The organism is Collimonas sp. PA-H2, from assembly GCF_002564105.1.
In the GTDB taxonomy this organism is placed as follows: Bacteria; Pseudomonadota; Gammaproteobacteria; order Burkholderiales; family Burkholderiaceae_D; genus Collimonas.
Window position 1 is genome coordinate 1669268 of the sequence record NZ_PDBX01000001.1, and the last position, 25287, is coordinate 1694554.

General features: G+C 57.4%; 23 protein-coding genes and 1 tRNA gene. 17 read left to right on the forward strand and 7 right to left on the reverse strand.

Annotated elements, in window-relative coordinates; genetic code table 11:
- Positions 1 to 4 precede the first annotated feature (4 nt).
- The 6 genes from BCF11_RS07520 (at position 5) to prmC (ending at position 8249) form a co-directional block, all read left to right on the forward strand.
- Entirely contained in the window at positions 5 to 1681 is a 1677-nt protein-coding gene (locus tag BCF11_RS07520) for a FecR domain-containing protein (protein WP_098494191.1), read from the forward strand.
- Positions 1682 to 1717: 36 nt separating this feature from the next.
- Positions 1718 to 4120 (forward strand): CHASE2 domain-containing protein, encoded by a 2403-nt coding sequence (locus BCF11_RS07525; protein ID WP_098494192.1) that lies wholly within the window; start codon positions 1718 to 1720, stop codon positions 4118 to 4120.
- A gap of 132 nt (positions 4121 to 4252) precedes the next feature.
- Complete coding sequence (hemA, locus tag BCF11_RS07530) at positions 4253 to 5542, forward strand: glutamyl-tRNA reductase (protein WP_098494193.1); 1290 nt, start codon at positions 4253 to 4255, stop codon at positions 5540 to 5542.
- 98 nt (positions 5543 to 5640) lie between these two features.
- On the forward strand, positions 5641 to 6723 hold the full coding sequence (gene prfA, locus BCF11_RS07535) for a peptide chain release factor 1 (protein WP_098494194.1): 1083 nt from the start codon (positions 5641 to 5643) through the stop codon (positions 6721 to 6723).
- A gap of 126 nt (positions 6724 to 6849) precedes the next feature.
- Entirely contained in the window at positions 6850 to 7350 is a 501-nt protein-coding gene (locus BCF11_RS07540) for a disulfide bond formation protein B (protein WP_098494195.1), read from the forward strand.
- Positions 7351 to 7373: 23 nt separating this feature from the next.
- Positions 7374 to 8249, forward strand: coding sequence for a peptide chain release factor N(5)-glutamine methyltransferase (gene prmC, locus BCF11_RS07545; RefSeq protein WP_098494196.1), 876 nt, complete (start codon positions 7374 to 7376; stop codon positions 8247 to 8249).
- Positions 8250 to 8780: 531 nt separating this feature from the next.
- Here the strand turns inward: prmC and aqpZ are convergent.
- The gene (aqpZ, locus tag BCF11_RS07550) at positions 8781 to 9476 is read right to left on the reverse strand and encodes an aquaporin Z (protein ID WP_098494197.1); all 696 of its coding nucleotides are present in this window, start codon (positions 9474 to 9476) and stop codon (positions 8781 to 8783) included.
- Positions 9477 to 9894: 418 nt separating this feature from the next.
- On the opposite strand from aqpZ, the gene BCF11_RS07555 reads away from it, so the two are divergent.
- From BCF11_RS07555 to BCF11_RS07590, 7 genes are all read left to right on the forward strand, one after another.
- Positions 9895 to 12249: a Tex family protein gene (locus BCF11_RS07555; RefSeq protein ID WP_098494198.1), complete on the forward strand. Its 2355-nt coding sequence runs from the start codon at positions 9895 to 9897 to the stop codon at positions 12247 to 12249.
- 182 nt (positions 12250 to 12431) lie between these two features.
- Complete coding sequence (gene ispB / locus BCF11_RS07560) at positions 12432 to 13394, forward strand: octaprenyl diphosphate synthase (RefSeq protein ID WP_098497372.1); 963 nt, start codon at positions 12432 to 12434, stop codon at positions 13392 to 13394.
- Positions 13395 to 13488: 94 nt separating this feature from the next.
- Positions 13489 to 13565: transfer RNA gene (locus BCF11_RS07565), tRNA-Pro, on the forward strand.
- Positions 13566 to 14318: 753 nt separating this feature from the next.
- Positions 14319 to 15251 (forward strand): plasmid replication initiator TrfA, encoded by a 933-nt coding sequence (locus BCF11_RS07575; RefSeq protein ID WP_199110785.1) that lies wholly within the window; start codon positions 14319 to 14321, stop codon positions 15249 to 15251.
- Positions 15252 to 15315: 64 nt separating this feature from the next.
- The gene (locus tag BCF11_RS07580) at positions 15316 to 15615 is read left to right on the forward strand and encodes a hypothetical protein (protein ID WP_098494201.1); all 300 of its coding nucleotides are present in this window, start codon (positions 15316 to 15318) and stop codon (positions 15613 to 15615) included.
- Positions 15612 to 17774 (forward strand): DotA/TraY family protein, encoded by a 2163-nt coding sequence (locus tag BCF11_RS07585; protein ID WP_098494202.1) that lies wholly within the window; start codon positions 15612 to 15614, stop codon positions 17772 to 17774. Before BCF11_RS07580 ends, BCF11_RS07585 begins: the two co-directional genes overlap by 4 nt.
- Positions 17775 to 17792: 18 nt before the next feature.
- A complete protein-coding gene (locus BCF11_RS07590; RefSeq protein WP_233212409.1) occupies positions 17793 to 18302 on the forward strand; it encodes a hypothetical protein in 510 nt (169 codons plus the stop codon).
- Between the two features lie 92 nt (positions 18303 to 18394).
- Here BCF11_RS07590 and BCF11_RS07595 read toward each other — a convergent pair whose 3' ends face one another.
- The 6 genes from BCF11_RS07595 to BCF11_RS07620 form a co-directional block, all read right to left on the reverse strand.
- Complete coding sequence (locus tag BCF11_RS07595) at positions 18395 to 18664, reverse strand: hypothetical protein (protein ID WP_098494204.1); 270 nt, start codon at positions 18662 to 18664, stop codon at positions 18395 to 18397.
- Between the two features lie 102 nt (positions 18665 to 18766).
- Positions 18767 to 18949 (reverse strand): hypothetical protein, encoded by a 183-nt coding sequence (locus BCF11_RS07600; protein ID WP_098494205.1) that lies wholly within the window; start codon positions 18947 to 18949, stop codon positions 18767 to 18769.
- A 2-nt stretch (positions 18950 to 18951) separates the two neighbouring features.
- Positions 18952 to 19206: a type II toxin-antitoxin system RelE/ParE family toxin gene (locus BCF11_RS07605; protein WP_233212656.1), complete on the reverse strand. Its 255-nt coding sequence runs from the start codon at positions 19204 to 19206 to the stop codon at positions 18952 to 18954.
- 26 nt (positions 19207 to 19232) lie between these two features.
- Positions 19233 to 19505, reverse strand: coding sequence for a CopG family ribbon-helix-helix protein (locus tag BCF11_RS07610; RefSeq protein WP_098494207.1), 273 nt, complete (start codon positions 19503 to 19505; stop codon positions 19233 to 19235).
- Positions 19506 to 19576: 71 nt separating this feature from the next.
- Complete coding sequence (gene traI, locus BCF11_RS07615; RefSeq protein WP_098494208.1) at positions 19577 to 21247, reverse strand: TraI/MobA(P) family conjugative relaxase; 1671 nt, start codon at positions 21245 to 21247, stop codon at positions 19577 to 19579.
- Positions 21244 to 21552: a MobB mobilization protein gene (locus BCF11_RS07620; RefSeq protein ID WP_098494209.1), complete on the reverse strand. Its 309-nt coding sequence runs from the start codon at positions 21550 to 21552 to the stop codon at positions 21244 to 21246. The genes traI and BCF11_RS07620 overlap by 4 nt, the downstream gene beginning before the upstream one ends.
- Before the next feature lie 267 nt (positions 21553 to 21819).
- Here BCF11_RS07620 and BCF11_RS07625 point away from each other — a divergent pair, with 267 nt between their 5' ends.
- The 4 genes from BCF11_RS07625 to BCF11_RS07640 all read left to right on the forward strand — a co-directional run bounded on the left by BCF11_RS07625 (position 21820) and on the right by BCF11_RS07640 (position 25063).
- Positions 21820 to 22113, forward strand: coding sequence for a hypothetical protein (locus BCF11_RS07625; protein WP_098494210.1), 294 nt, complete (start codon positions 21820 to 21822; stop codon positions 22111 to 22113).
- Positions 22110 to 22412: a hypothetical protein gene (locus BCF11_RS07630; protein WP_098494211.1), complete on the forward strand. Its 303-nt coding sequence runs from the start codon at positions 22110 to 22112 to the stop codon at positions 22410 to 22412. Before BCF11_RS07625 ends, BCF11_RS07630 begins: the two co-directional genes overlap by 4 nt.
- A gap of 66 nt (positions 22413 to 22478) precedes the next feature.
- Positions 22479 to 24047, forward strand: coding sequence for an ATP-dependent endonuclease (locus BCF11_RS07635; RefSeq protein ID WP_098494212.1), 1569 nt, complete (start codon positions 22479 to 22481; stop codon positions 24045 to 24047).
- On the forward strand, positions 24032 to 25063 hold the full coding sequence (locus BCF11_RS07640; protein WP_098497373.1) for a DNA helicase UvrD: 1032 nt from the start codon (positions 24032 to 24034) through the stop codon (positions 25061 to 25063). The genes BCF11_RS07635 and BCF11_RS07640 overlap by 16 nt, the downstream gene beginning before the upstream one ends.
- Positions 25064 to 25287 lie beyond the last annotated feature (224 nt).

Sequence of the window (25287 nt, forward strand, 5' to 3'; positions counted from 1 at the left end):
AAATATGCGCAGCACATTCACCAAACTAGCTCTACTGGCGCTGTTGTCGGCGCCTTCCTCGCTGTTATTTGCCGCCCCGCCAGCGCTCGACCCGGCAGCACTCCAGGTGGACGCCGCCACCATTACCTACCGGGCGCAACTGGGCGACACCCTAAGCGTCATCGCTGACCAGCTCACCGGCAACAAGGGCAACTGGGTGCAGTTGGCGAAGCTCAACCGCATAGGCAACGACCGCACCATCCCGATCGGCACCGCCATCATCATCCCGGTAGCACTGCTGCCGGACGACCCCAGCTCGGCGCAAGTGGCAGCCATGTCCGGCTCGATCGACGCCACCGGCGCCGACGGCCGCCCGGTTGCTCTCGGCATCGGCACAACCCTGACCGAAGGCGCCATCATCAATACCGGCAGCAACAGCTTTCTGACGCTGAGCCTGCCCGACCAGTCGCATATCGCGATCCCGTCCAACAGCCAGGTGAAACTCAGCAAGCTGCGCAGCGCGCGGTATACCAAGAGTCCGCGCACCGAGATTACCTTGTTGAAGGGCCGGGTCGAATCCAAGGTCTCGCCGCTGGAAAAGAACAAAGGCCGCTTTGAAGTTCATTCGCCGCTGGCGGTGGCGGGCGTGCGCGGTACCGATTTCCGCGTCGACCTGGTCGGCGACAGGGTCTTGACCGAGGTTTTGAGCGGCGGCGTCGCTGTGGCGAAAAAGAACAAGCCGGCTGCCCTGACCCTGCGCGCAGGCCAGGGCAATATCACCAGCACCAAGGGCGTTGGCAAGGCAGTGGCGCTGCTGCCGCAACCAGAATTCACCAACAACCTGCCGCAGCTGCAGGAACGGCCGACAGTACGCTTTACCGTCAATCCAGTCAGCGGCGCCGGCGGCTATCGCGCGCAAGTCGCCACCGACGCCAGCCTCAGTAACGTCATCAGCGAAGCAGAGTCGGACAGCCCTGAAATCAAGATCAACGGACTGGAAGACGGCAAGTACTTCGTTCGCATCACCGCGCTGGACCAGGCCGGCTTGGAAGGCAAGCCGCTGATCGCTGCGTTTACCCTGAAGGCTCGGCCGGAACCGCCGATCTCGATCGAACCGAAAAACAAATCGCGCAGCGAAAACCTGATGTTCAGCTGGGCCGAGGTCGCCAATGCCCAGGCCTATCATCTGCAGGTAGCCAGCGATGCCGAGTTCAGCCACGTCATAATCGACGAAGCAGCATTAAGCGCAGCGCAGTTCAACGCCGGCAAACTGGCACTCGGCACCTACTACTGGCGCGTCGCGACCATTGCTGCAACCGCAGGCGGCCGCGACCAGGGGCCTTACGGCGACCAGCAAGGCTTCAGCCTGCTGCCTGCCTTGCAGATTCCAAAGATTGCCGACACGGTCGACGGCGACCTGTCGTTCCGCTGGACCGGCGAACCAGGGCAGAAGTTCGTGGTCGAAATCGGCCGCGACGCCGGCTTCTCCAGCCTGCTGCTGACGCAGGACACCGCGACGCCGGAAATCAATGTGCCGCGTCCGGCCAGCGGCACCTATTTCATCCACATCAAGGCGATCGATGCCGACGGCTACGTCAGCCCGTTTTCGCCGGCGCAAAAAGTGTATATCGGCAGCCGCTGGGTCACCAGCGACGGTTCGCCCTTGCTCAATGTCGGCGGCACTACCCAGGCCGGCTATTAAACCGGGGCCCGCCATGCAAGTTCTCGCGCAGCGTCCATGATCAAACAGGTGATTCCTCTCATCAAACGGGTGGCGTTTCGCCAATGGCTGGCGATTACCGTACTGATGCTGATCGTTGCCGGCAGCATGGGCTATGTGAATGGCCTGGGGCGGCTCGACACCACTCTGTATGACCAGTTCATGCGCGCCGACTCGCGACCGGCGCGCGACGACATCATCATCGTCGCCATCGACGACTACAGCATCAGCAAACTGGGACGCTGGCCATGGGAACGCAGCCTGCACGCAAAGCTGCTGAACCGCATCATGCACGCCAATCCGCTGGCGATCGGGCTCGATGTCATCATGCCGGAAGCGGAACAGGGGCAAACGCCAGGCCAGCGCGCCGACGACCGTGCGCTGACCAAGGCGCTGGCCGCCAGCAAGCTGACTGTGCTGCCGATTGTGGTCGCCAGCGCCGGGCCGGGCCTCAGGACCCTGTTACCGATTCCGGATTTTCTCAATGCCGCACGCAGTGTCGGTCACATCCATCCGGAACTCGATCGGGACGGCGTGGTACGTAGCGTCTTCTTGCAAGAAGGCCAGGATGGCAAGTGGTGGCCGCATTTTGCGGTAGCGCTGGCGGGCGTGGCCGGACAAAAGATCACCGATGCCGCCGGCAACTTGCCCGGCGCCCGCCTGGGTGCGATGCCGCCCGAGGTCGAACCGCACAAGGCGGACAGTTGGCAGCGCGACTACCAGATCCAGATCCCGTTCGCCGGCAGCACCGGCCATTTCCGCTCCGTGCCTTATGCATCGGTGTTGCGCGGCGACGTCCCCGATCAGTTTTTCACCGGTAAATATGTATTGATCGGCGCCACCGCGCTTGGCATGGCGGATACATTTCCCACGCCCGTCTCTGGCACCTCCGGCGTCATGCCGGGCATAGAAATCAATGCCAATATCCTGGCCGGCCTGCTTGACCACAAGACCATCAGCATTGCGCGTCCCTTGCAGACGGCGCTGTTCAGCATCATTCCAGTACTGATAGCGCTCTCCAGCTATCTGCTGTGGACGCCGCGCATCTCGCTGCTGATTACCGCCGCCCTGATGGTGCTGACCATGGCGGTCAGCTATTTCCTGCTGACGCTGGGGATATGGATCGCGCCGACCGCCGCCCTGATCGCGCTGGCGATTGCGCATCCGATATGGAACTGGATCCGCCTGGAATCGGCGATTTCCTATCTCGGGCAGGAATTCATGCTGCTCGACCAGGAGCCGCATCTGCTGCCGGAAGTGAACACCGAACGCGCCCCGCAGCAGGTGGAAGACTTGCTTGAGCAGCGCATCAACGCCATGCGCGTGGCGGCACGCCGGGTACGCGATTTGCGCCAGTTCATTTCCGACAGCGTCAACAGCCTGCCGGACGCCACCCTGATCACCACCATCGACGGCCATGTGCTGGTATCCAATCAGTTTGCGCGCGATTACTTCGCCGCCGCCGGCATCCGCAATATCGACGGCGCCCTGCTGCCTTACCTGTTCTCCAACATGAGCACGCCGCAGGCGACCAATACCTCGGCCAACCATACCTTCAGCTGGTGGGACCTGATCGATCTGGAACACGTTTCCACGCTCACCAGCGGCACCGCGGTGCAAGACCAGCAGGGACGCGACCTGCTGATCAAGAGCGGCCCCTGCCACTCGGCGCACCAAGTGCTGACCGGCTGGATCGTCAGCATTGTCGACATCACCATCATCCGCGCCGCCGAGCGCAGCCGCGATGAAACCCTGCGCTTCCTGTCGCACGACATGCGCGCGCCTCAGGCTTCGATCCTGGCCTTGCTGGAACTGCAAGGCAACGCCGCTTCAGCCTTGCCGCAAAAGGAATTTTTCGCGCGCCTGGAGCAAGCGGCCCGCAAGACCCTCGGGCTGGCCGACAATTTCGTGCAGCTGGCGCGCGCCGAATCGTCGGAATACCGGCTCGAAGAAGTGGATTTCCAGGATGTGCTGTACGACGCCGTCGATGAAATGTGGAGCTTGGCCAACAATAAGAAAATCGAGCTGATCACTGACATCGAGGGACCGGAGTTCCTGACCAATATCGACCGTTCGCTGATGGCGCGTGCGCTGTGCAACCTGATTTCCAACGCCATCAGCTACAGCCTGCCGGACACCCGGATTACCTGCACCCTGCGTCTGAAATACGTCAAATTGCTGCCGCAGGTGATATGCCGCATCAGCGACCAGGGCTTCGGCATTGCGCCGCACGACCAGGTCAAGCTGTTTCAGCGTTATCAAAGAGTCAGCGCCCCCGGCCAGCCACATTCCGACGGCACCGGCCTCGGCCTGGTATTCGTCAAAACCGTGGTCGAGCGCCATTTCGGCGAAATCTCGCTGGAAAGCACTTTAGGCGAAGGCAGTACATTTATTGTCATTTTGCCAGCTATCACCAACTAAGCGCGGCTGTATTACTGGCGGGCATAGCTGGTATTGGCCGCTTGGCGATTCGACACGGGCGACTAAGAGTATAATCAGGAGCTAACAATATTGTTGCTCGAATAAGCACCCTTCCCGTCCGTAACCGCCTCTATGCACCTGCTAACCGTCGGACTCAACCACACCACCGCGCCTGTTTCCCTGCGCGAAAAGGTGGCTTTCCCGGCTGACCAGATCGGTCAGGCGGTGATGGCGGCGCGCGCCTGGTTCAGCGGCGGCAACGACGTCAACATGTCGGACGAAGCGGCGATCCTGTCGACCTGCAACCGCACCGAGCTGTATGCCGCCGGCAACCTGCAGCACGGCGTCGACGCCGCCATCGATTCCACCGCGCATTTCCTGGCCCACTATCACCAGCTGCCCTACGCCGACCTGCGTCCGCATCTGTACACGCTGCCGCAGGACAATGCCGTGCGCCATGCCTTCCGCGTAGCCTCCGGGCTGGATTCGATGGTGCTGGGCGAAGCGCAGATCCTGGGGCAGATGAAAGATGCAGTGCGTCACGCCGAAGCGGCGGGGGGGCTCGGCACCTATCTGCACCAGCTGTTCCAGCGCACCTTTGCGGTCGCCAAGGAAGTACGCAGCACCACGGAGATCGGCGCCCACAGCGTTTCCATGGCAGCGGCGGCGGTGCGCATGTCGGAACGGATTTTCGATACCGTCGCCGGCCAGCATGTGCTGTTCATCGGCGCTGGCGAAATGATCGAGCTGTGCGCTACCCACTTTGCCGCGCAAAACCCGAAATCGCTGACGGTCGCCAACCGCACCATGGAACGCGCCGAACTGCTGGCGCATCGATTCAACGGCCAGGCGATCCGGCTGATCGATTTGCCGACGCAGCTGGGCAAATACGACATCATCGTTTCCTGCACCGCATCTAGCCTGCCCATCATCGGCCTTGGCATGGTCGAGCGCGCCGTCAAGGCGCGCCGCCACAAGCCGATGTTCATGCTGGATCTGGCGGTGCCGCGCGATATCGAGACGGAAATCGGCCGCCTCGACGACATCTTCCTGTACACCGTCGACGACCTCGGCTCGATTGTGCAAACCGGCATGGAAAACCGCCAGGCCGCCGTGGCCCAGGCGGAGGCCATCATTGAAACCCGCGTGCAGTCATTCATGCACTGGGTCGATAACCGGGTCGTGGTGCCGGTGATCCAGGACCTGCAAGAATCGAGCGAAGCAATGCGCCGGCTGGAACTGGAACGCGCCCGCAAGATGCTGGCCAAGGGCGAGGATATCGAAGTGGTGCTGGAAGCACTTTCCAAGGGCCTCACCGCCAAATTCATGCACGGCCCGCAACAGGCTTTGCACAATGCCCAGGGCGACGAACGCGCACGCCTGGCTGCCCTCCTGCCGCAACTGTTCCGCACCAAACGTTAGCGCATCTGCGCTACTCCCGCGCACGGCCGCGCCGCGTCTGGCTGCCGGCACTTTACTCTCCAACGCTTCAACCCGTCTTTTTCTGACTGAAACACGCCATGAAACCATCAATGCTCGCCAAGCTCGACCAACTCGCCAACCGCCTGGTCGAGGTCAATGACCTGCTCATGCAGGAAGATGCGACCGCCAGCATGGACAACTATCGCAAGCTGTCGCGCGAACATGCGGAACTGGGACCGCTGGTGGAGTTGTACCAGTCGTATCAGCAGGCCGTCGGCGACATCGAAGCGGCGCAGGAAATGCAGTCCGATCCGGACATGAAGGAATTCGCCCAGGATGAAATCATGGCGGCCAAGGCGCGCATGGAGCAGCTGGAAGGCGATCTGCAAAAAATGCTGCTGCCGAAAGACCCCAACGACGAACGCAATATTTTCCTGGAAATCCGCGCCGGCACCGGCGGCGACGAATCGGCGCTGTTCGCCGGCGACCTGCTGCGCATGTACAGCCGCTTCGCCGAACGCAACCGCTGGCAGGTCGAAATGGTGTCCGAATCGGCGTCGGAAATCGGCGGCTACAAGGAAGTGATCGTCCGCGTGCTCGGCTTCGGCGCCTATTCCAAGCTCAAGTTCGAATCCGGCGGCCATCGCGTGCAACGCGTGCCGGCAACGGAAACCCAGGGCCGCATCCATACCTCGGCCTGCACCGTCGCCATCATGCCGGAGGCGGACGAGGTCGGCGACGTCGACATCAATCCCGCCGACATCCGCATCGATACCTACCGCGCCTCAGGCGCCGGCGGCCAGCACATCAACAAGACCGATTCCGCGGTGCGCATCACGCATATGCCGACCGGCATCGTGGTCGAATGCCAGGACGACCGCAGCCAGCACAAGAACAAGGCCTCGGCCCTGAAAGTGCTGGCGGCGCGCATCAAGGACGGCCAGCTGCGCGCGCAGCAATCAAAAGAAGCGGCAACCCGCAAATCCCTGATCGGTTCGGGCGACCGCAGCGAACGGATCCGCACCTACAATTTCCCGCAAGGCCGCATGACCGACCATCGCATCAACCTGACCTTGTACAAGCTCGATTTCATCATGGATGGTGATCTCACGGAGCTGACCAATGCCCTGGCGGCCGAACATCAGGCTGACCTGCTAGCGACGCTGGGTGACGCGATTTAAGGCTCGTGCCACTGCGTCCTGGATAATCGCATATGCTAGCGCCTGGCCCGGAACCAAGCAGCAGCGGTACTATCTGATGCTCGGTATGACCATGGCTTCTTCGACTCACCATACATCGATAAAAAAATGAAAACATCCAAATCCATTTTGCTTGCCGTCGCTTTCATCTGCCTGGCCATCCTGGGCGCCGCCCTGTATCTGCAGCACTACCAGAACATGCAGCCTTGCCCCTTGTGCGTGATCCAGCGTTACGCCTTCGCGGTGATCGCGCTGATTTGCCTGATTTGCGCCAGCCTGCCGGCGGGCGCCCAGAAAGCCGGCGCCGGTCTCGGCATCCTGGCTGGCCTGGGTGGCGCCGGCACCGCCATCTGGCACCTGTGGATCATCGCCCATCCAGCCATCTCTTGCGGCCGCGATGTACTGGAGGCGCCGATGAACGCCTTGCCGCCTGCGACCCTGCTGCCATCGGTATTCCAGGTAGATGCCTTCGCGCTCTGCACCACTGCCTACGATCCGATCATGGGCCTGTCGATACCGCAATGGTCTTTGCTGGGTTTTGTCATACTGCTGGTAATCCTTGTAGCTACTTTGTTCAAACGCGGTAACGGCAGCAATCGCCGCTACTGACCCGCCCTCGGACTGATGCTGAAATGACAGGGATTGCCGACACATTCACGGTAGAGGCCGGCTGCAGTATCGGCGCGCTCTTGAAGCAGGCACCGCTGGCGCCGCTGGAAAACCGCATCCTGCTGATGCATGCGCTGCAGCTGACCCGCATCCAGCTGATTACACAAGATGAGCGCTGCATCGATGCGCAACAGGCGCAGCAGTTGTCAGCCTTGTTTGACCGGCGCCTGCGCGGCGAGCCGATTGCCTACATTATCGGCCAGCGCGAATTTTACGGTTTGCAGCTGGAAGTCACGCCGGATGTCTTGATTCCGCGTCCCGAGACTGAACTGCTGGTGGACCTGGCCTTGCAGCTTCTGCCGTCGGATAGCAGGCAGCAGCTGAGCGTGCTTGACCTCGGCACCGGTTCCGGCGCCATCGCCATCGCCATCGCTCACAGCCGTCCTGATCTTGCGGTCACCGCCCTGGACGTCAGCGGCGCCGCGCTGGCGGTGGCTGACCGCAATGCGGCGCGTCATCTGCGCTTGGAACACGGACCATTCCGGCTCCTGCAAAGCAATTGGTACAGTGCGCTGGATGACCAGCAATTCGATGTCATCGTTGCCAATCCTCCCTATATCGTCGCCGGCGACGAACACCTTGTCCAAGGCGACCTGCGCTTTGAACCACAGGACGCCCTGACTGATCATGCCGACGGCCTGAGCGCTCTGCGCAACATCATCGACGGCGCCGGCCGCTACCTGAAGAGTGGCGGCTGGCTGCTGATGGAACACGGCTACGATCAGGCGCCAGCGGTACGCGCCTTGCTGCTGGCACGGCAGTTCGAGACCGTGCAGAGCTGGCAAGACCTGGCCTGCATTGAACGCGTCAGCGGCGGCAGATGGCGAACGCCAGGCTGATCGGCCAATAAAAAAGCGCGGCATGCCGCTAATGCCGTTCAGTTAAGACTGAACGGCATTTTTATTTGAGGAATTCGTAGGGAGGGCACTCCGTGCCCACGCGGACGGGCCGGGGCGCTAGCCGGGGCACGAATGTCAGGGACACGAATATCCATGATACTGCGTGGGCACGGAGTGCCCACCCTACGGCAGCGATTTTCAGTAAGGAATGATCAATTGTGTAGCGATTTTGTATCCGGCCGGTTTGCTGCGCCCCTGCTTGTGTGGTCGAACTGATGGCGCTGCTGTTCGCATTCGGCGCGATAAGCGCTGCGGGCGTCCTGAGCTCGCGACAAAGCACCGATAGGGTGGGCATTCCGTGCCCACGCGGATAGGACGGGGGCGCGTAGCTCGGGTGCGAATGCCCAGGGACGTAAATCTCCACGGCACTGCGTGGGCACGGAGTGCCCACGCAACGCCATGTCGTTCTGCCCTAACTGAACAGTATTAGCGGCATGCCGCGCTTTTTTATTTTCTTGCCGGACCAGGAAATCAGTCCTTTTCGCCCCAGATCGCTGGATACACAATCCCGGCAAGCACAGCGCCAACCAGCGGCGCCAGCCAGAACAGCCACAGCTGCTGCAAGGCCCAGCCGCCGACGAACAATGCCTGGCTGGTGCTGCGCGCAGGATTGACCGAGGTGTTGGTGACCGGGATACTGATCAGGTGGATCAGCGTCAGGCACAAACCGATCGCGATCGGCGCAAAACCGGCCGGTGCACGCTTGTCGGTGGCGCCCAGGATCACGATCAGGAAGACGAAGGTCATCACGATTTCGCAGATCAAAGCAGCGCTCATCGAATACAGGCCGGGTGAATGTTCGCCGTAGCCGTTGGCGGCGAAGCCACCGATTTCCGCACCTGGCTTGCCGGTGGCGATCAGATACAGGATGCCCGCGGCAATGATGCCGCCCACTACCTGGGCAACCCAGTAAGGCAGGATTTCACTCTTGGGGAAACGGCCGGCGGTTGCCAGTCCGAGCGTCACCGCCGGATTCAAGTGGCAGCCGGAAATATGGCCGATGGCAAACGCCATTGTCAGCACGGTCAGACCGAAAGCCAGCGCGACTCCATGGAAACCGATGCCGAGGCCCGGAAAACCAGCCGCCAGCACGGCGCTGCCGCAACCGCCGAGAACCAGCCAGAAAGTGCCGAGTGCTTCGGCGCCCAGACGTTTAGAAAGATGCATATTTGACTCCTGAAGAAATACTACTGTGTGATTTACCTGAACAGGCGACAGGCTAGCGGGTTGCATGGCATCGCCCAGTCGCATACGGCCACAAGCATATTTGCTGACTCATCGACAAACAAGGAAAACAATTGTCATTTAACAATAATTTTCATTTTTCCAGCTATCCTTAATCGGACTGGATAAACCCTACATTCTGACGACAGAAACAATACTCATCTGACTAGACAAACCCTACAGTCTGATGGCACAAATAATACCATCGAGAAATATATTATAGCGATATGACAAGCAATCCAGTCGCCTTCAGGCAAGCAGAAATTCCGGGAGGCCTACTTTTCGGACTGTCAAGACTAGCGAAATTATCTGGATTGCGTATGATCCAACGCTTGATTTTCATTCTTAAGAATTAATTCTCATGCTGCCTTCGATCGAACAACGCCTCGCCCTTGAACTTGCCGCCAAACCGGCGCAAGTCGCCGCTGCCGTCTCCCTGCTGGACGAAGGCGCGACCGTGCCTTTTATCGCCCGCTACCGCAAGGAAGCCACCGGCGGTCTCGACGACATCCAGCTGCGTCTGCTGGAAGAACGCCTGCGCTACCTGCGTGAACTGGAAGCGCGCCGCGGCGCCATCCTGGCTTCGATCGAAGAACAGGGCAAGATGACGCCGGCGCTGCTGCAGGCCATCACCCTGGCGGAAGACAAGACCCGGCTCGAAGATCTCTACCTGCCGTACAAGCTCAAACGCCGCACCAAGGCGCAGATCGCCGCCGAAGCCGGCCTGACCGTGCTGGCCGATGCACTGCTGGCCGATCCGGAACTGAATCCGGAACAGGAAGCCGAGAAATATCTGAAGCCGGCCTTCAGCACCGACAACGGCGACAATCCCGGCGTCGCCGACGCCAAGGCAGCGCTGGACGGCGCACGGCAAATCCTGATGGAACGCTTTTCCGAAGATGCAACGCTGCTGCAGGCGCTGCGCGAATACCTGACCGAGCATGGCGTGGTCGAATCCAAGGTAGTGGAAGGCAAGCAGGATGCCGGTGAAAAATTCGCCGACTACTTCGATTATTCGGAAACCATCGGCACGATTCCCTCGCATCGCGCGCTGGCCTTGTTCCGCGGCCGCCGCGAGGAGATGCTGAACGTGGTGCTGCGCCTCGATAGCGAGGAAGAAAAACCGAAGTGGGATGCGCCGCACAATCCGTGCGAAGGCCGCATCGCCGCCCGTTTCGGCATCAGCAACAAGAGCCGTAGTGCTGATAAATGGCTGAGCGACACGGTGCGCTGGAGCTGGCGCGTCAAGGTCTTCATGCACCTGGAAACCGAGCTGATGACCAAGTTGCGCGAAAAAGCTGAAGTCGAGGCGATCAATGTCTTCGCTCTCAATCTGAAAGCCTTGCTGTTGGCCGCGCCGGCCGGCCCGCGCGCCACCATGGGCCTGGATCCGGGCCTGCGCACCGGCGTCAAGGTAGCCGTGATCGACGCCACCGGCAAGGTGGTCGCCACCACCGCGATTTATCCGCACCAGCCGCGCAACGACTGGGATGGTTCGCTGCACACGCTGGCGCAGCTGGCGGAGCAGCACCAGGTTTCGTTGATCTCGATCGGCAACGGCACCGCTTCGCGCGAAACCGACAAGCTGGCGCAGGACCTGATCAAGCTGCGGCCGGAACTGAAGCTGACCAAGATCGTAGTGTCGGAAGCCGGCGCCTCGGTTTACTCAGCCTCCGAATTCGCTTCGCGCGAGCTGCCCGACATGGACGTCTCGCTGCGCGGTGCGGTATCGATTGCGCGCCGCCTGCAGGATCCGCTGGCGGAGCTGGTCAAGATCGATCCGAAGTCGATCGGCGTCGGCCAGTACCAGCATGATGTCGGCCAGACCCAGCTGGCGCGCTCGCTCGATGCGGTAGTGGAGGATTGCGTGAATGCGGTCGGCGTCGATGTCAATACCGCCTCGGCGCCATTGCTGGCGCGCGTCTCCGGCCTCAACGCCAGCGTCGCCCAAAGCATCGTCACCTATCGCGACATGAAGGGCATGTTTACCTCGCGCGCGGCGCTGCGCGACGTGCCGCGGCTGGGCGACAAGACCTTTGAGCAGGCCGCCGGCTTCCTGCGCATCATGAACAGCGACAATCCGCTGGACGGTTCGGCGGTGCACCCGGAATCCTACCCGCTGGTGGAAAAGATCCTGGCTGACATCAAGAAGGACGTCAAGGGCGTGATCGGTGACAGCAGGCTGCTGACCTCGCTCAATCCAGCCAAGTATGCCGATGAGAAATTCGGCGTGCCGACCATCGCCGACATCCTCAAGGAACTGGAAAAGCCGGGCCGCGACCCGCGTCCGGAATTCACCACCGCCACCTTCAAGGACGGCGTCGAAGAAATCCGCGACCTGCGTCCCGACATGATCCTGGAAGGCGTGGTCACCAATGTGGCGGCGTTCGGCGCCTTTGTCGACATCGGCGTGCACCAGGACGGCTTGGTGCATATTTCGGCGCTCTCCAACACCTTCGTCAAGGATCCGCACAGCGTGGTCAAGGCTGGCCAGGTGGTGAAAGTCAAGGTGCTGGAAATCGATGAAAAGCGCAAGCGCATCGCGCTCACCATGCGCCTCAGCGACAGTGCGCCGGTAGCCGGCGCCAAGCCGGAGCAGCGGGCCGACCGCAACGACGCCAAGCGCTTGTCCCAGCATCAGCAACGACAATCTGCACCGGCGCCAGCACCGGCCAACAACGCCATGGCCGCGGCTTTCGCCAAGCTGAAGGGATAGCAGTTAGGCAACTCCGTCAGTCGACGCCGGCGCACCCGGCGTCGGCCGGACCTGCATCACGCCGACAAAATCAGTTTGGACCTAATGCCCGGCCCCTTGTCATCGTATAATCACGGCACAATTGATTTCCAACAGGTTTTATTTTGTCAGCCGCTCCCAACACCTCATCCTCACAATTCATGATGTCCCCGATCGCGGCCGATATGGACGCGGTCAATGCGGTGATTCGCCGTCAGTTGCACTCGGAAGTGCCCTTGGTGAATCAGATTGCCGAGTACATCATCAGCGCCGGCGGCAAGCGCCTGCGCCCGGTGCTGGTCTTGCTGATGGCGCGCGCTTGCGGTTATGCCGGCGACAAGCATCACGAACTGGCGGCGGTGATCGAATTCATCCACACCGCCACCCTGCTGCACGATGACGTGGTGGACGAGTCGTCTCTGCGGCGCGGCCGGCAGACCGCCAATGCCTTGTTCGGCAACGCCGCCTCGGTGCTGGTGGGCGATTTCCTGTATTCGCGCGCCTTTCAGATGATGGTTGCGGTGGATAACGCACGGGTGATGCAGATCGTCGCCGATGCCACCAACGTCATCGCCGAAGGCGAGGTACTGCAGTTGCTGAACATGCACAACCCGGATGTCTCGGAAGAAAACTATCTGCAGGTGATCCGCTCCAAGACCGCCAAGCTGTTCGAGGCAGCGGCGCAGTTGGGCGTGCTGATCGCCGGTGCCGACGACGCAGCGACTGAGGCGGCAATTGAAGCGGCAGGCGAATATGGTCGTTCGCTAGGCACCGCATTCCAGCTGATCGACGACGTGCTGGACTATTCCGGCAACGCCAGCGATATCGGCAAGAACGTCGGCGACGACCTGCGCGAGGGCAAGCCGACCTTGCCCCTGATTTACCTGATGAGCCACGGCACGCCGGAACAACGAGAACTGGTGCGCAGCTGCATCGAGAATGGCGACGAACAGCATTTCGATGAAATCCTGGCGGCCATCACCACTTCCGGCGCCCTCGACTACACCCGGCAGGAAGCCGAAAAGGCGGCGCAGCGTGCCGCTACCGCAATCGCAGGCTTGCCAAATAGTCAGTTCAAGGATTCTTTGCTACAATTATCTGTATTCGCTGTGGATCGCAATCACTGAGCGCAATCGCTGAGAAATTGACAAGAGGACTGCCGCACCGCCACCGTAAGGTACGGCAGCCCAAAAACCTGTTCAAGTTATTGAACGGCTAAATCGGGGTGTAGCTTAGCCTGGTAGAGCGCTACGTTCGGGACGTAGAGGCCGGAGGTTCGAATCCTCTCACCCCGACCAAAATTCCTCTTTTAAATCAATAATTTATCTAATTCATTCTAACTTGGTATTAACAGCAAGTTAGAGTAATTTCATCTTCTGATTGTCCCAATATTGTCCCATGCTTGACGGCATGCCTAATATCGCTCTACACTGCTCCTCATTAATTGAGGCTAACGTAACGGTGAGTCTCGCATAGCGCCTTATAAAAATGCCGTGTAGCCTTGGCGCGATCTGCGAGTAGTTGGGGAAGTCAGTGAAGGGATAACCCAGCGAAGAGAGCGAGCAACGCTCGACGAATCAAAGCGTCGGGGGTGTAAGGCCAAGTTCAAAGCGCAAGCGAACGACCGCCTCAGCCCTAAGTGCAATTCCTCCCCGGTGAGGACGAGTTGATTTTGGCTCGTTCGATAAGTCGGCCCTCACAAGCGCGATCTGCACTTGTGAGGCGTTATGAAATCCCATTCTCCTATTCCTGGCAATGTTTTGCCGCGCATCATTTTTATCGAACAGCTTTCTGAGCTAATCGGAAAAACACCAACAACGATTCGTACTTTCGCCACCAGTTCCAAGTACCGCCATTTAATCCCCCTCCCCTTCAAGATGCCACATAGCCGACGGCTATGCTGGTACGAGCACGAAGTGCTTGAATGGATCGGCGCAAGCCGGCCAGCCGCCCCTATGCAACCTCGTCGCCCGCGAGGGAGGCCTACAAAAGCTGAACAACTAGCTCGACAACGTCACGCCGCCAACACATACGACGCACGGGGTTGATCTATGCCACTAATTGAGACCAATGCCGGCCCCAATACGGGAGCGGGTCACAGCTCGCGTCGCCCCCATCCAAATGATGTAATGGCCAAATTGTACGAAAGAACCGCTCGTGCAAACCTTGCCCTTATTGAAAAACGTCGACATGCAACTGAAACGCCCTGGCAGATGTTCTTTCCTGGCTTGGAAACATTCATGCGGGCGATGCCCAATCAGATAGCCAGATCCTCATTGTTCGCTCCGATCGCCAAAGGGCATAGGAAGATGCACAACGCCACTGTGCTGGTATCGCGGAAGGATGGAGTCCTGGAATACAGCGGCGAGCAACTGGACGAGGCTGACGCGGATATTGTGCTGCAACTTATGTATGAAGCACTGCAGTCGATACCAGGCCAACCAGTAACGATCAACCGGGCAGCATTCCTACGCGCTATTGGGCGAAACACCGGAAAAAGTGACTACACATGGCTGCATCGCAGGATAAAAGCCCTGACAGCAGCAACCCTCTTTATCGAAGCTAGACGATCAGACGGCTCGGCAAAATATCGCGTCGGTGATACCAAAGCATTTCATATTCTGTCCGACTTTGAATATAACGAGGGTGCAGAAACTTACACCTACACCCTAGATCAACGATGGAAAGTGCTTTTTGGCAATAGAGAGTTTGCTCTCATCGACTGGGAAAAGCGTTTAAACATTGGGCGCGGACAAGATATGGCCAAAGCACTTCAGCTTCTCGTAGCCACGTCAGCAGATCCGGTGCAGCGCTACGCTTTGGATTGGCTCAAAGCCAAGATGCAATATGGAAGCCCCTTGAGAAAATTCAAAGTCGCTATCAAGGCAGCGACGGACGAACTAGAACGATTGCAAATTATCGCCGGTGCGCGCTTTGCGCTCAACACCAGGGGTAAGGAGCAGATGGTATGGACGAAGCTTTAAAAATCTCTTCATGGCCCCGTCACATATACAGTGCCATGGCTCACATCGCATATGGAATAAAAAAATGAAGTGCCAAAATGAAAAAGAAGTCGCCGGCCTCCTCGCAAAAAAACGGATGAGTTTGTTTTGCATCGCTCTTTCAATCTGCGGCATGACCGCTGACTGGCTTTATCCACGCTGGGGATGGTCGTTTCTACTTCTCGGCGTAACGATCTGGGCTTTCTCGGCTGACGGCCTGCTCTGGCTAGCGCGTCATCCAAACAGCATGCCGACCGACTACTACCGTCGTAAATTCTGGTGGGCGCACGTTTTCGATTGGGAATTCAACTTCGGAAAAAGCAACGCGAAGGATGACAAATCATGAAACACTCTAAAGCTCTATCTGTGCTGAGTGGCGGCGGGCTGTGGCTCATGACTATGCCGGCATTCGCCAACGGCACGACGCTCGGTGAAATTAGCAACGCCGCTCACCGATCGGGTGACAAATCACGCGAGGCGCTCGTGTCGATCTACGGCAACGTAGTCAATAATCCACTGGCCAGTGGCAGCTCCGGTGGTGGCGACACGATACTGTCCAGCCTGTTTCAAGTTACAAATGGTGCGCTGCTGGTGATTGGCGCTATGTTTGCATGCTACATCATGTTCCAGAAGCTCACCCAAACGGCAAGTGACGGCACCGCATTCGACCGTCAAAAAAGTACTCTTTGGGGGCCGATACGCTTGGTATGGGGCCTCGCAGCACTTGTTCCTACTGCAAACGGGTGGTCGCTTTCACAGCTTTTAATGCTTTGGGCCGCAGCGGTGATGGGTGTGGGCGTTGCCAATATGGGCGTTGATGCTTCGATTACAGCTTTCAATGACGGCAAGGGCATGGTAATCCAGCCCACGATGGCCAGCACCAACGAACTCGCCCACAAAATATTCGAAATTGAGCTGTGTCGACATGGAATTAATTCGAGTCTTGCCCAAGGCGAGAGCCTCGGCGCTCTGCTACCCGAAAATTCGTATGTGCAAACACAATCCACAGATACCGGCTTCATCCTTGCCAATCCAAGTTTCGTTTGTGGTGGAGCCAACATCAACACTGATTTTGAACCGCAGGCAGCGTCTACCGATTGGTTTTCTAGCTCCATCGACGTTTCCGACATTCGTAAGGCGCATCTTCAAGCATTATCAAAGATGGAAAAATCTCTGAGCGAATCCGCTCAACAATTCGTCAATGCGGTAGTAACAAAAAGCTCTGACGGGGCCACGTTACCGGATGCGGAGGTCGCTATTCAGTCGGCATCTCAACTATACGAAAATACCGTCAATACATTGGCGGCAACCAAACAGGGCAACATCGCGGAACTGTCCAGCCAACTAGGTTCATCAATCAAAGAAGGTGGATGGTGGACTCTCGGAGCCTGGTATCAGACGTTTGCCGCCGCTAACACGAAATTAACGGACGCTGTGGCCGGCAAGGCCACGACGTTCGGAACATCGATCAGCGGCGATCCTGGGATGACGAACATTTACCAAAGCGCCTTAAACGCCTATCAGGCACAACAAGGGCGCGCTACCGACACCCACGCCTCGCCCCTTGGCACAAAGCAGCAAGACGATGGAGGTAACATCATCTCCAAGCTATTCGCCTCCCCTGGACAGGAACTGACAAAAGCCATTATTGGTATCAACGATGGCGGAGAGTCTCGCGGGCAAATAAATCCGTTAATCAAAATGAAGAATCTTGGTGATCGCCTGACCGGAGTCGCAGAGGTTGGCTTCGCCAGCTACTTGACCGCAAAAGGTTTAGAGCGCGCAAGCGAGAGTCTAAGTATGGCAGGCCTAGCATCCCGTATAGCAGATACTACAGGTGCGGTAAGCTTTCTAAAGGGTGCTCTAGATGGCGCTGGACCGATTATTCTGATGATCATCATTGCGGCTCTACTGCTGGGAATCGGTCTCTCTACATACCTGCCGATGGTGCCATTTGTTGTTTGGTTTGGGGCCGCCGTTAACTGGCTGGTTGTGGTCGGCGAAGCTGTTATCGCGGCGCCCTTATGGGCAATAACCCATTTGGGCGGTGACGGCGACGGATTCGGCCATAAAACCGCACACGGCTACATCTTTCTGCTCGATGTCATGGTCCGGCCGATTTTGATGGTAATTGGATTCTTCCTGGGTGGTGCCGGCGTTATTGCTGGTGGTACGCTGCTAAACCTACTCTTCGGCGTCGCGTTGGCCAACGCACAGTTCGACTCACTTACCGGCATAGGGTCGATCATTGCGTATTGCGCGATTTACTTCTCGATGTGTCTGAATTTGATTCATAGTTGCTTTAACCTAATTTTTATTGTGCCAGATCGAGTTATCATTTGGGTTGGCGGCCATTCTCCATCAGCTGTCGGTAGTGATCATAGCGATAGAACAAAGCAGAACCTAAATACACTGTTGGCCAAGATGGATATCCGGCCATCAGGTGGAGGCGGAAAAACGCCGCTGGGTTCAACCAAGCCCCCTTCCAACGGAATAAAAGGATAAGGTGGAAACATGCGATTCATGAGATTGATTGCAGAACTAATGTACGTCGCGGTGTCTTTCTTCATCGCGCTTCCAGCATTCCTTTATTCGGTATGGGGCGCGAAGTTCATGCACTCCACCGTCGCTGTCGCGCTTCTTCTGGCATCGATAGCATGGCTGATTGGAGGCCTTGCTCTCTTGTCGAAATGGCGCCGATCGCGTGGGCAGGATATACGCGACCTGGTTACTTCCGTCGCGCCAAATTTCCACCCGCAAGTCGAGCTGGCCGACTACTTCAATACAAAGTATGTCGGCATCGATGCAGCAACCGGAAAAGCTGTCGTAATCAACAAAGAAAAGAACATCGCCAGGTGCGAGCCCATAGCCTACATACAGAGTGCAGAAGTTAGCGATGCCAAGGACAACATTCACTCTTCATTCACCTTCCACTTCCGCGACTTCGCTAACCCGTCGATGGAGATACGAGTCAGCAAGCGTCGAGCAAACGATACCGGCGCACGAATTCGCTACGCGCTGGAACACGCCTAGATATAAGCTAAGCGTCATTAGATAAACAAACCGGGCCAAATGGCCCGGTTTGTTTATCTAGTTCGAAATAGATCTCGCATAAGGTTCGAATCTCACGTTCGACGGGCCGACGCTGCTACTACACTGCCATGACGACGCAGATAAGAAATTGTCCGATAGTTGGCTGTGAAAAGCCGCTCGGAAAAGCCGCCACGCTGCCGCAGCTCGTCGACATGCTCCGCCGAAAATCCAATGCAGGCCAACGCAGCATCATCGCCACGCGCAAGCGCTCGGTTAGCGGCCCGCATCATTGCGTTAGCCCATTGAACTTGCCCGATATCGAACCGGATCGGCGTAATTTTGGTAGAGTGTTTAGTTGCCATTCATTACCTCTCATATAGGTGGTGCTTCGGAAGTCTCGTCGGCGTGCTAGAACACGTCGGCGGGGCGCTTTCTTGGTTAAATACAGCGTTCAGCATCGTCCGTTACGGCTTGGCCTTCCTCGCCTCGGCCTGCAACCGAATGCGCTCGACCAGCGCAGCGCGTTGCTTGGCCCAGTCCGCTTTCATTTCTTCATGCGATATCCATTGAGTATTCGGGTCGTCGGCTTCTTTCAGACCTTGCCGAACTTGCTCCCGAAACCAGACGTCGTAGCTCGTTGGTTCCATATTCAGTACCCCGCTTCTTTCTGGTGCCGGAAAGCCAGCACATACACGGCATCGGCAGCCGGTTCGTAACGGTACAGGGCGACATAGCCAGAATCCCCAAACACGATCATCAGTTCGCGCAGCTCGGGAAATTCGGGGAATGGCCGGCCTATGTCCGGTGACGTTTCCAGTAGCAGGAATTGCCGTTCGATAGCCTGACCAGCCCTTCTGGCCGCCTGCGGATTTTTCTCCATAAGAAACCGGCGGCAACGCTCCAAGCCCTGCCCGGCGCCTTCAGTAACGATTACTCGTGGCAATTGGGCAACTCCGTTTCCGCGTCAGTACCCCAAGTGCTCAACCAGGTGCGCACTTCTTGGCCGGTCAGATGACGGCCGGTTTCCTGATATGCGGTCCAGGATGCCAACGCCTCCTGTTTGAAGCTCTCACGAGCCTCTTCACGCTCGACGTACTGTTCAATCGCCTCACGCATAATCCAGTGCGGCGAACGCCGCCGCAAACCTGCCAAATGCTGGACGCGGCCTTTCAGGTCGTCATCGATCTTGAGTGTTGTTGCCATTTCGCAACCTCCTTTATTACAAAGTAGTACCTGTTGATACTATAGTCCCGACAGCCTTTGCTGTCCACACCCTATCTCAGCCGCGGCCGTTTTATCGGTGACGGACTAACTCGGTCGACCTGGGCCGCGCTCGGCACAAATACCTGCATGCGCTGCGCGCCCAGTTTTTCGCACTCATTTCGCAGCTCCCCCTGCAACTCGGGATTGGTGATTGTGAAGCCATGCCGGGCTGCCAGGCGCACACAGCGAGCCTTGTAGGCTTCGCTACCGGTCACTTGGAACGCTCCCCATTTCTCGGCGCTGAGCTGGAGAGCGGCCAGAATGGTGGCTTCGTCGCCAGCATCATGCACATCGATACAATCACCGCGATCAACAAACGAGGGAGCGACCCGGCCAACCAGGTGATAGGCCACGCGATCGCCCTGAATCTCAGCCACAAAATCCCGAATGTCCTGCCGGCGCGGCTTCACCCTTTTATCACCGACAATCCTGGCCGGGATCCCATCCGGCTCATGGTCACGATAGCGCCATTGATCGGCAGCCTCAGGCGACAGCTCACCTCGCAGCCACTCTTCATATCCAGGAAATGGCCTATAACGCGCCCTGAGCGCCGCCCGGTCTTGTGCCTGCCGCTCCTGCATAGTGATCTTCACGGCAGCCTGTTCCGCTGCCACAACACTGCGTAAGGCATTCAGCAGCTCGCCCTTGCCATTCCAGCGTCCAGCCGTGACGTCTGCACGCTGGACACGCTGCCGATCGGCCACACCCTGCCGCTCGCCCTGGTGGCGATCACGCAAACGAACCTGCGCACCGCTCTTAGCCTTGTAATGAGCCTGTCGGGCAGCGATATATTCTCCCCAACGCGGGGCAGTAGCCTTAATCGGTTTCGCGACCACGGTGGGAAAGACACCGGCCAACGAAGTCACCTCAAACTCACCCAAGCGCGCCTGCAAAGCGGCCAGCGTCGCTCCTCGATCAGCGCTAGATGCCTTTACTGCCACGTCGCCTACCCATAGCACGGCGCCACTCCCCTTACGTTCGTAACGGAATCCTTGCTCCTGCAGCCTTGCATGCAACTCCGCCCAGCTCGATGCCTCACGGATGATAGGTGCGGCCTCTTCTATGGCGATCCGTTCTGCGGATCGCTCACCCGTCCGCACTTCCATGTCGCGCCGCTTCTGAGATGGTTGCTTATGACTTCCCTCTGGCGATCGCCGAACTGCCTCGCTGCCATCCATCCGATAACGTGCATTTTGTTCGCTTACCCATCCCTGGAGGGATTCTATTTTGGCTATCGCTCGATGGCCGGCCTCTTTGTCAAATCCCTTGTTCGGTTTAATCACCCTCAAAGTGTCCGGATGCACACGGTTCACCGCGACATGCAAGTGCATGTTGTCTGTGTCCTGGTGCAAGGCATAAATCACCTGATGCTCAAGCAATCCCAACTCGTCGAGCAGTATTTCGACAGACTTCTCTATCTGCTTTTCCGTTGGATATTCACCCTCGCGCCAGCTCAGGATGTAATGATTGATGGGATTCGCGCTTCTAGGCGCATCCATCGCCAACGCTATCATTTCGGCCTGCTGGCCAGCATGTGTGTCAGTGATAAACCCACGTGCACCGGTATATGCCACCTTCTCACGCGGATTAACCTTTTCCGGGTCGCGGATGTAGTTAGTCAGATCTCGAACATGTTTAGCCTTCGACTTCGCCCGATCCGCTTTGACTTTTTTGAAAATCATGGCTGACTCAGTTTTTTGATCTGCGCTGTGATTTCTATCAAGGCATTCGCCGTTTCGCGGCTATACACGCCATCGGTGCCGTTGTGAATATGCTTAAGCAAGCCACCGATACGGCGCAACTCCCGCACCATCACCATATCGGCATTGGCAACGATAGGACGGCCGAAATAACGCCGGCGCACCAACTCAGAAACGCTCAAGCCGGCCAATTCGGCATCATCACGTAAGCGCGCTTTTTCATCTGGGGTCAGCCGCACCGCAATCTTCTCAGCGAGCGGTTCCGATCCTTTTATTTCGAACGGCATGGCCGATCCTCCTATTAGGCGCTACGCGCCGGTCAACGGATTCCAAGGGCAACGCCCTTGGCAGGATGAGCCTGCATGTGAGAAGCGAAGCGCCGAACGTGCTGGCGTCCCTTGGCTGCACAGGAAACGAAGTTTCATGTGTCAGACAAGGGCCATCCTGTTACCCTTAAACGATATATAGATTGTATAGCAAGTTGCCTCACAAAAAGCTACAATCAAGCAGCATCAAAAGCAAAAATACAACCTAGTTGATCGAAAGTTGACGCCATGCTGAAGCAAGAAAAGCGACTCACGGTGGGACAGATAAAAGGCATCATCGAAGAACTAACTCGGCATCTTCTTGCGGAAAATGAACAGAAGGCCGACGATACGAAAATCAGTAAGGCGCGATGGAATGCCGATCGAATAAAACGCGAGAACGTTGCGTTGCTGGTCGGTGAAATTCAATCAATGAAAGCTGGCGGAATATCACTTGAACAAATCAATGAGATCATCCGTGAACGGCAAATGGAACACGCGACACCAGTACTTAGGAACTACTTGAGGAGCGTTAGCCAATGACAGCCACGATACGCCCAGAGACTTATCCAGCGAACACATGGACGGAAGCGCAATTGAGCGATCTGGAACTAGCGCAAGATCTCATCGATACAGCTTTCAGTATAGCGACGAGACGAATTTATGATGAGCGTGCGAAACGCGAGCCGGATTCGGTATTATTGTCCGAACTGCAGCGTGTGCGGATGCAGTGCGAACATGATCGAGGATTTCTCCGTTGGCACATGCGGGATGCAGTCGCGATGAAAGTTTTCATCACGAAGTACACCGAAACGGTGAACCGTCAGCGCTGGGCAAATTGAGCTAGGGAGGGATTTATCTCCGAATCCAGAGCAGAAAATCAAAGTTTGTTATGGAAAGGAAAGCTGGTGGCGACGATAAAAAGGCTGGTGCTGAAAAACTTCAAGCGGTTCAAAACGCTTGAACTAGAGTTTGATCCTGAGCTGAACATTCTGGTTGGCGGCAATGAGGCCGGCAAGAGCTCCGTTCTCCAGGCACTAGACATCGTGCTCAGTGCCAGCCGAAGCAAAGTAGAAGCGCTGAGTCTAGAGACCCTTTTCAATGCGGAGTGCATCGCGGAATTCCTTGGCGGCGAGAGGAAGATTGAAGATCTCCCGGAACTCCTAGTCGAGGTGTACCTCGACGGGATTGACGGACACCACGACCTCGATGGTCGAAACAACAGCAAGGGAGCTGACCATCTCGGTATCAAGATGGTGTGCAAGCCGGTTGACGAATACACCAAGGTCATCCGAAGCATTCTGACTGAGAAGCATGAAAGCTTCCCGTTCGAGTATTACAGCGTCTACTTCCTTACCTTTACGGACGAAGCAATTTTTCCGCACAAGAAGCCGCTCAAACACCTGCTCCTCGATAGCGCACAAATCAACAACGAATACGCGACGCGTGAGTACACACGTTCCATGTACGCCGCGCACGCGACCGTCGTCCAGCGCAACCATCACGGATTCGAGTACCGCAAGGCAAAATCGAAGTTCAAGGACGATGTCTTCAAGGCAATGAATGACGCCCTGGACACCTACAAGTTCGATGTTCGCACCAGCCCGAAAGCCAGTGTCGAAACGGATATCATCATCACTGAAGGTGACATTCCGATCGATAGCAAGGGCAAGGGCCGTCAGTGCTTTATCAAGACAGAGTTCGCCCTAAGCAACCGCGAGCACGCGCTCGATGTTCTCCTCCTTGAAGAGCCCGAGAACCACCTGAGCCATGTCCACATGCACAAGCTCATCGAGCGCATCCGGGCATCTGTAAAGAAGCAGCTCTTTATCGCCACGCACAGCAGCTTCATCGCGACGCGGTTGAACCTCAAGAAGGTGCTGATATTGAGTGAGGAGAATCCGTCCCGACCAGCATCCCTCAAAGATCTCAGTCAGGGGACTGCAGACTTCTTCATGAAGGCTCCCGACAATAACGTCCTTGAGCTTGCTTTGTGCAAGAAGGCAATCCTTGTCGAGGGCGACGCCGAGTTCATCCTCATGGACGCACTCTACAAGAACAGTACCAATGGCGCCAGCACCGACGCAGACGGTATCCATGTGATCTCTGTCGACGGCACAAGCTTCAAGCGCTATCTCGAACTCGCAAAGCTGCTCGGCATCAAGATCGCAGTCATCCGTGATAACGATGGTGACTACCAGGCGAACTGTATCGCCAACTACGCCGACTACGCCTCGGCTTCGATCCAAGTTTTCGCAGATGACAAAGATGCGCGGTACACGTTCGAAGTCTGTATGTACCAAGACAACAAGGCCATTTGTGACGGTCAGTTCGCAGCGGGCCGCAAGAAGCTGACCGTAGAAGAATACATGTTGAAGAACAAGACGGATGCTGCGTTCCAACTGCTCGAGACAAAGGGCACCGAACTTGTCGCGCCAGCATACATCCAGCAGGCCGTCGCATGGATAAGAACGTAATCTTCGCCGTTGCGGGATCCGGCAAAACCTCCCGCCTTGTCGCCAACCTCGATGAGGTGCGACGCTTCCTCATCGTCACGTACACGGAGTCGAATCACGACAATCTGCGCAGCAAGATAATCCAGCGCTTCGGCTACTTTCCGGCAAACATCACGCTCTATACCTACTTCAAGTTCCTACACGGATTCTGCTATCGGCCGTTCCTTCGATCGAAGAAGAACACCAAAGGCGTGACATTCACGCTCCCGCCGACATTCCCGCGGTATCCATTGTCAGACGACCGGCGCTACGTGTCCACCAGCCGCCGGCTCTACGCCAACCGACTCGCCAAGTTTATCGAGCAATCCAATCTGGTCGGCGCTGTCGTGACGCGTATGGAGAAGTATTTCGATGTCTTCTTCGTCGACGAAGTCCAGGACTTCGCGGGGCATGACTTCAATTTTTTGATGGCCATCAGCGCCGCCAAGCTGAACGCCATCTTTGTCGGCGACTTTTTCCAGCACACGTTTGACACGAGCCGCGACGGAAATGTGAACGCCAGTCTTCATGACGACTACAACGCCTACAGAGCCAAGTTCAAAGCGGCCAAGCTCGCGGTCGACACGGACAGCCTCAGGAAGAGCCGTCGATGCAGCAAGAGCGTCTGCGACTTCATCACGGAGAAGATCGGTATCGCGATTGAGGCCAACGATGATCGGGAAAGCGTCGTTAGGTACGAGGATGACCCAGCGGCAGTGCTCGCCCTCTATGAAGATCCAGGGACGGTGAAGCTGTTCTACAAGGAGCACCACAAGTACGCCTGCTACTCCCAAAACTGGGGAGCGTCGAAGGGCGTGGATCGGTATCAGGACGTCTGCGTAGTCCTTAATCCCGCCAACGTGAAAGCTTGGCAGAATGGAAGCTTTCGGGACATCAACGCTGAGACACGGAACAAACTCTACGTTGCCTGTTCGAGGGCGAGGGGCAGCCTGACGTTCGTCCCCGAGTCTCTGCTCAAGACTTACAAGCGATCCTAGCTCTGTTCCGGGCCGATCGGGAGATCTGTGACTTTGTGGGCCAGGTGCCACACAAGAGTGTCGGGAGAGAATGCGGGTCGCACATTGATACGTTACGTTATGATTTATTCGTTATGTTACGTTATGTTATGAAATAACAATGGCCGCACTAATACCCCCGAAGTAATGCTTCGGATTCAGCTATGACAGCTCATTTCGGATCAATTGTGTGCCAAAATACTGCC